This is a genomic window from Pseudomonas sp. GM102, assembly GCF_000282555.1.
In the GTDB taxonomy this organism is placed as follows: Bacteria; Pseudomonadota; Gammaproteobacteria; order Pseudomonadales; family Pseudomonadaceae; genus Aquipseudomonas.
In genome coordinates this window covers 123,563-130,193 of sequence record NZ_AKJB01000070.1, presented here as the reverse complement: position 1 = coordinate 130,193, position 6,631 = coordinate 123,563, and the positions used below count along the sequence as shown (strand labels likewise).

Annotated in this window: 7 protein-coding genes; 6 read left to right on the top strand and 1 reads right to left on the bottom strand. The window is 60.9% G+C overall.

Going from position 1 to position 6,631, the window contains the following annotated elements:
* Nucleotides 1-311 precede the first annotated feature (311 nt).
* From PMI18_RS11080 to PMI18_RS11105, 6 genes are all read left to right on the top strand, one after another.
* The gene (locus PMI18_RS11080) at nt 312-944 is read left to right on the top strand and encodes a TetR family transcriptional regulator (RefSeq protein ID WP_007902733.1); all 633 of its coding nucleotides are present in this window, start codon (nt 312-314) and stop codon (nt 942-944) included.
* Nucleotides 945-1,242: 298 nt separating this feature from the next.
* Complete coding sequence (ureE, locus tag PMI18_RS11085; protein WP_007902732.1) at nt 1,243-1,743, top strand: urease accessory protein UreE; 501 nt, start codon at nt 1,243-1,245, stop codon at nt 1,741-1,743.
* Complete coding sequence (locus PMI18_RS11090; RefSeq protein WP_007902731.1) at nt 1,740-2,414, top strand: urease accessory protein UreF; 675 nt, start codon at nt 1,740-1,742, stop codon at nt 2,412-2,414. Before ureE ends, PMI18_RS11090 begins: the two co-directional genes overlap by 4 nt.
* A 23-nt stretch (nt 2,415-2,437) precedes the next feature.
* Entirely contained in the window at nt 2,438-3,052 is a 615-nt protein-coding gene (gene ureG / locus PMI18_RS11095) for an urease accessory protein UreG (protein WP_007902730.1), read from the top strand.
* A 28-nt stretch (nt 3,053-3,080) separates the two neighbouring features.
* Nucleotides 3,081-3,653: a HupE/UreJ family protein gene (locus PMI18_RS11100; RefSeq protein ID WP_007902729.1), complete on the top strand. Its 573-nt coding sequence runs from the start codon at nt 3,081-3,083 to the stop codon at nt 3,651-3,653.
* A 191-nt stretch (nt 3,654-3,844) separates the two neighbouring features.
* The gene (locus tag PMI18_RS11105) at nt 3,845-4,972 is read left to right on the top strand and encodes an AGE family epimerase/isomerase (protein ID WP_007902728.1); all 1,128 of its coding nucleotides are present in this window, start codon (nt 3,845-3,847) and stop codon (nt 4,970-4,972) included.
* A gap of 120 nt (nt 4,973-5,092) precedes the next feature.
* On the opposite strand, the gene PMI18_RS11110 is transcribed toward PMI18_RS11105, so the two are convergent.
* Nucleotides 5,093-5,854, bottom strand: a complete 762-nt coding sequence (locus tag PMI18_RS11110; protein ID WP_007902727.1) for an SDR family oxidoreductase — start codon at nt 5,852-5,854, stop codon at nt 5,093-5,095.
* Between the last annotated feature and the right edge of the window lie 777 nt (nt 5,855-6,631).

Below are 6,631 nucleotides of genomic sequence, written 5' to 3'. Positions count from 1 at the left end.
CTCCACAAGGTCAAACCCTGGCCGCTGACGGTTCCGACCGCACTCCACAAGGTCAAACCCTGGCCGCTGACGGTTCCGACCGCACTCCACAAGGCCAAACCCTGGCTGAAGGTGGTGGTGACCGTGTGATCGAACGCAACAGCGCTGTGAGCTAAGCCCATGGCGGCCCCGAAAAAAAGCCCAATCCCCGGATTGGGCTTTTGACTTTATAGAAGCTGTATTTCCCCGCGTGATCTCTCGATAGCCGTTCGACGCCAGCGAAGCCGATTTGCTAGAGTGCGCCGCTGTCCTGTCCAGAAAACACCCTTGCGATGCTGCCCCGCGCCGAACAGAAACAACAGACCCGCAACGCCCTGATGGACGCTGCCCGCCACTTGATGGAAAGCGGCCGAGGATTCGGCAGCTTGAGCCTGCGCGAAGTGACCCGAACCGCCGGGATCGTACCCACCGGTTTCTACCGGCATTTCGCCGACATGGATGAACTGGGCCTGGTGCTGGTGAGCGAAGTCGGTCAGACCTTCCGTGAAACCATCCGCCTGGTGCGCCATAACGAGTTCGTCATGGGTGGCATCATCGACGCCTCGGTGCGGATCTTTCTCGACGTGGTCACGGCCAATCGTTCGCAGTTTCTGTTTCTTGCCCGCGAGCAGTACGGCGGCTCACTGCCGGTGCGCCAGGCCATTGGCCGCTTGCGCGAAGACATCAGCTCGGACCTGGCGGCGGACTTGTCGCTGATGCCCAAACTGCAGCATCTGGACATCGCAGGCCTGAGTGTCATGGCTGATCTGATCGTCAAAAGCGTGTTCGCCACCTTGCCGGACATCATCGATCCACCGGCGCAGGCGTTGCCGGATCATCTGACGCCTCAAGCGAAAATCACTCAGCAGCTGCGGTTTATCTTTATTGGCCTCAAGCATTGGCAGGGCTTGGGCAGCACCGAGTAATCCCCCACTGATGATCGTTCCCACGCTCTGCGTGGGAATGACTCAATGGACGCTCTGCGTCCGCTCTTGGGACGCAGAGCGTCCCGGGCTGCATTCCCACGCAGAGCGTGGGAACGATCTGGAGCACCGCGCACGCACCAACTTTGCGCACAATCTTTCCCGCACGCACCAATCCCAGCCAAAGCCCGCCACTTCCTGAATCATCCCCCTGCACTCCGACAGCCATTTCCTACGCTTCCCCCGATTGGCAAGCCCCTTGCTCTGTCCCTGAGCATTGTCCATTGCTGGAAGCCTTCCGATGCTGGTGATTCATCGCAGAATCGACCCTCAACCCGTCTGGGCCGCCGAGTTGCACCTGACCTTCGAAGCCCGGAGCAAAAGCCGCTTGCGCTGTTTCAGTGCCGAGGGTGAAGACGTCGGGTTGTTTTTGGAGCGCGGTCAGCCGCCACTGTATGACGGTGAATGCCTGCAAGCCGAAGACGGGCGCGTGGTTCGCGTCTGTGCTCGCCCCGAACAACTTCTGCACGTCACCTGCGCCAACGCTTTCGAACTGACCCGCGCCGCCTATCACCTGGGCAACCGCCATGTGGCCCTGCAGGTCGGCGATGGCTGGTTGCGCCTGCTCGACGATTACGTGCTCAAGGCCATGCTCGAGCAACTGGGCGCCAACGCCGAGAACATCGAAGCGCCGTTCCAGCCGGAACATGGTGCCTACGGCGGCGGCCATCACCATTCGCGCCATGGTGACGAGGATTTCAACTACCCGCCGAAACTGCACCAGTTCGGCGTGCGCTTATGAACCCGGCCTGGGCGCTGCTGCGTCTAGCCAGCCCACAGCTGCCGATTGGCGGCTACAGCTATTCCCAGGGTTTGGAGATGGCTGTGGATAACGGCCGAGTGGACGATCCCGACAGCGCGCGGCGCTGGATCAGCGATCAGTTGCTGCTGAACCTGGCGCGTTTCGAAGCGCCGCTACTGCTCGCCCATTGCACCGCTGCGGCCGAAGAAAACTGGGCCGAACTGCTGCAACACTGCGAAGAACATCGCGCCAGCCGGGAAACCCGTGAGCTGCATCAGGAAAGCCGGCAGATGGGCTATTCGCTGAAGCAACTGCTCAACGGCTTACCGGAACTGGATGCGCCGGCCCGGGCCTTTCTCGACCAATGCCCTGAACCACACCTGGCCCTTGGCTGGGCGCTGGCGGCCCGCGCCTGGCAGATCAGCCCGCAAGATGCGCTGGCCGCCTGGCTCTGGAGCTGGCTGGAAAACCAATTGGCAGTGCTGATGAAAACCCTGCCCTTGGGCCAGCAAGCTGCGCAGCGCCTGACCAGCGAACTGCTGCCGCTGCTGCAACAGGCGCAGCAAGACGCCACCCGAATCAACCCCGAACACTCTGGCAGCGCCGCTTTCGGCCTGTCCCTGGCATGCATGGCCCATGAGCGCCAGTACAGCCGTCTGTTCCGTTCCTAGGGCCTTTTATTTTGGAGAACCACATGAACACACAACCTCTGCGCGTCGGCATCGGCGGCCCGGTCGGCTCCGGCAAAACCGCCCTGACCCTGGCCCTGTGCCTGGCCCTGCGCGACCGCTACAACCTGGCCGTCGTGACCAACGACATCTACACCCGCGAAGACGCCGACTTCCTGGTGCGCAACGAAGCCCTGGCGCCCGAACGGATCATCGGCGTGGAAACCGGCGGCTGCCCGCACACCGCGATCCGCGAAGACGCCTCGATCAACCTCGAAGCCGTGGATCAACTGAACCGGCGCTTCCCGGGGCTGGACCTGATCCTGGTGGAGTCCGGTGGCGACAACCTCTCGGCAACCTTCAGCCCGGAACTGTCCGACCTGACCATTTACGTGATCGACGTCTCGGCTGGCGACAAACTGCCGCGCAAGGGCGGGCCGGGGATCTGCAAATCCGATTTGCTGGTGATCAACAAGATCGACCTCGCGCCGCTGGTAGGCGCCTCGCTAGAGCTGATGGACAGCGACACCCAACGCATGCGCAACGGCAAACCGTTCGTCTTCAGCAACCAGAAAACCGGCCAGGGTCTGGAAGCAATCATCGCCTTCATCGAACGCCAGGGCTTGCTGACTGCGGCCTGATCACACTTATCAACAAGGAAGCTTATCCATGACACTGAAACGCATTCTGGGCGCCATGGCCCTGCTGCTGACCCCGGCCATCGCCTTTGCACATCCGGGCCACGGCGACAATGGCTTGATCGCTGGCATCAGCCATCCGATTGGTGGTCTCGATCATTTGTTGGCAATGGTTGCCGTGGGGTTGTGGGCTGCGCAGCAGAAAGGTGCCGCGCGCTGGGCGCTGCCGTGCACGTTCGTGGGCACTATGCTGATCGGCGGGCTGCTGGGCTTTGAAGGGTTGAACCTGCCGGCGCTGGAGGGCGGGATTGCGGCATCGGTATTGGCGTTGGGCCTGGCAGTGGCTTTGGCGGTGCGTCCGCCGCTGAGCGTGGCGGTGGGGGCGACTGCGTTGTTCGCGCTGTTTCATGGCGTGGCGCATGGGCTGGAATTGCCGGACATGTCGAGCCCGTGGGCGTATGCCGCAGGGTTTGTGGCAGCGACAGCGGCTTTGCATGCAGCGGGTTATGCGGCGGTTCGCGTCTTGCCTCAGGCTGCCGCACCACTGGTTCGGTTGGCGGGTGCGGCTTCGGCGGCGACTGGGGTGTGGTTGCTGGCGGGTTGATTTCTTTATCGCCTGTTATGGCCTCTTCGCGGGCAAACCTCGCTCCTACAGGAATTGTGTCGGTCGCGGTGTGCGGACAACGAATAACCTGTGGGAGCGAGGCTTGCCCGCGAAGGCGGCCTGACAGACACTGCGTCTCTCAGGCCTGCTAACATGTCGCGCAATTAACCCTGCCGTGACGACGCCAGCCAATGCCGCATGTTTCCCGCTCCGCTTCCCAGCCTGAATTGACCGCTCTGTTCGCCTCGGTGCAACAGCACTTCCAGGACGTGATCGTGCCGCTCTGGCAAGGCCCCGGCTGGAATGCCGACATGGCATTGCCTTATGAAGCGCTGGACGCCGAGCATCAGCCGCTGCCACCGCAGCGCTATCGGGCCATGGCTTGCGCGCGGCAGCTGTACCTGTTTTCCAGCCTGATCGGCCAAGTGCCTCAGGCCGAAGAACGGGCGGCGGCGCTGTTCCGCTCCTTGCAACAGCATTTCCACGATGCCGAGCATGGCGGCTGGTTCTACAGCATCGACCCGCAAGGTGAGCCGCTGGATCAGCGCAAAGACCTCTACACCCATGCCTTCATCCTGTTCGCCTGCGCCCATTATTGGGACAAGGTTCGCGAACCGCTGGTGGAGTCGGTGCTCAACGCCACGCTGGAAGTGTTGGCGCAGCGCTTCGCCACAGGCGACGGCCTGTACGAAGCCAGCCTGGACCGTGATTGGTCCTCGCTCAACGCCGGGCCGCTGCAAAATCCATTGATGCATTTGGCCGAAGCCTTCCTCGCCATCCTTTCGGTGCGCGAAGACGTTGCTGTGCAGAGTGCGCTTGTCGAGTTATGCACAGCCATGCAAAAGCGCTTCATCGACCCGCAACACGCGGTGTTGATGGAAAAGCCGCTTGGGGCTGTGGATAACTGGTTCGAGCCAGGCCATCAGTTCGAATGGTATTTCCTGCTGGAGTCCTCACCCTTGCTGCACGGCTCCAGACTGCATGCGTCGCTGGACCACGCCTTTACGCTGACTGAGCAACTGGGTGTGGATCAGCACACAGGCGCTGTGTGCGCGATGCTGGAACTGGACGACCATCCTCGTGATGCGACCCAACGCATCTGGGCCCAGGCTGAATACCTGCGTGCCCTGACTTTGCGCCCGGGCAGCGAAGCCGCTGTGCAGCGCCAATTGCAGGCGCTGCAACAGCGCTTTTTGCATGCGGGCGGCTGGTATGAGTGTCGCGATGAGCAGGGCGAAGTGAGCCGCAAGGACATGCCTTCGACTACGCCTTATCACTTGGCAACCTGCTATCGCGGGTTGGCCGAGTATTTGCGCTGACTGAGAGATTGCTTTCGCGGGCAAGCCTCGCTCCTACAGGTTATGTGTCGCTCGTAGAATCGTGATTCAACACAAAACCTGTAGGAGCGAGGCTTGCCCGCGAACAGCCGTTACTCGGCCTTACGCCTTACGCTCAATCGCAAACCCGCTCCAGGTCTGGCTCACCGGCATCAGCTCAAGGCTGTTGATGTTGATGTGGGCCGGTGCGTTGAGGACCCAGAAAATGGTCTCGGCGATGTCTTGTGGCTGGATCGGCTCGGCGCCAGCGTAAGTGGCGTTGTAACGCTCCTGGTCACCGGCGAAACGCACCAGCGAGAACTCGCTCTCGCACAGGCCCGGTTCGATGTTGCTGACCCGCACGCCAGTCCCTTGCAGGTCGCAACGCAGGTTCAGGGAGAACTGTTTGACGAACGCCTTGCTCGCGCCATATACGTGGCTGCCCGGGTACGGGTAGTTGCCGGCGATGGAACCGAGGTTGACGATGCTGGCGCCACGACCGTGAGCGATCAAACGCGGCAACAACAGGTGAGTGCTGTACATCAGGCCTTTGATGTTGGTGTCGACCATGGTGTCCCAATCATCAAGATCGCACTTGGGGGCCGGGTCCACGCCCAAGGCCAGGCCGGCATTGTTGATCAGCCCGCGCAGCTTGGCGAAGGACGGCGGCAGGTTGGCAATCGCCTCCTCCATGGCCTTGCGATCCCGTACGTCGAGCACCAGGCCATGGACCTCGGTCTGCTTCGACAACTCGGCGCACAGGGCATTGAGGCGCTCTTCACGACGACCTGTCAGCACCAGTTTCCAGCCGGCTTCAGCAAAACGACGGGCGCAGGCTTCACCAAAACCGGAAGTCGCGCCGGTAATAAACAGGGTGTTGGACATCGTGTTCTCCTTGCTTCGGCTGATCGACAGCCCTTGGAATAGAAAATCAGTTGCCAGCATGCCCGGCCTTGTCCACAGCGGCAACCATCGCAGAAACCGTACAAAAAACGATCAACACCGGCAACGCCATATGCGCTGTGGCTTGCAGCCATGTACGCGCACCTTATCCACAGGCCGGTCCACAGTTTCCGGGGGCAAGTACAAAAGCTGCAAGCCGCTGCCCACAAGGCTTTGCGGGCAGATTAGAAAGTTTTTTGCTTGACCCTCAGGTACCGGCTGTGTACCCCCGGGCAATTTGCACGACCGGGCGGTCAAACCGACGATGGCTCCAAGCCAGTAACTACGGCCCTCAGCCGACTCTTTCCAGAGTTTAACCACAGACTTATCCACAGGCTTGTTCACCTCGATTCATACCTGGGTTGCCCCTAACAAAAAGGTTGACAAAGCCGGCTCGATGTCCAGCAAAAAACCCTGATCAAAAAACAACCACATCGCTGCAAGCCACGAATTCAAAGGCTTGTAGCCAGCTACTCCCACGTTATTCACAGCCAGCTCCACAGCAAACGGGGACAAGTCAAAACCGTGACAAAACAGTAATTTGCAGCGGCTTTATGTCGCGCTTCGAGAGGTCGTGAATATTGTTTTCCACAATTCCCCAAAAAAAACCAACCCTCCTTGTGGGAGCGGGCTTGCTCGCGAAAGCGGTGGCACATTCAGCATCAAAGTGACTGGAACGCCGCCTTCGCGAGCAAGCCCGCTCCCACAGGGTTTGTGGTG

Coding starts and splice junctions, on each gene's coding strand:
- PMI18_RS11110 (WP_007902727.1), bottom strand. CDS start 5,854: ATGTCCAACACCCTGTTTATTACCGGCGCGACTTCCGGTTTTGGTGAA.
- ureG (WP_007902730.1), top strand. CDS start 2,438: ATGAACACACAACCTCTGCGCGTCGGCATCGGCGGCCCGGTCGGCTCC.
- PMI18_RS11080 (WP_007902733.1), top strand. CDS start 312: ATGCTGCCCCGCGCCGAACAGAAACAACAGACCCGCAACGCCCTGATG.
- PMI18_RS11105 (WP_007902728.1), top strand. CDS start 3,845: ATGCCGCATGTTTCCCGCTCCGCTTCCCAGCCTGAATTGACCGCTCTG.
- PMI18_RS11100 (WP_007902729.1), top strand. CDS start 3,081: ATGACACTGAAACGCATTCTGGGCGCCATGGCCCTGCTGCTGACCCCG.
- PMI18_RS11090 (WP_007902731.1), top strand. CDS start 1,740: ATGAACCCGGCCTGGGCGCTGCTGCGTCTAGCCAGCCCACAGCTGCCG.
- ureE (WP_007902732.1), top strand. CDS start 1,243: ATGCTGGTGATTCATCGCAGAATCGACCCTCAACCCGTCTGGGCCGCC.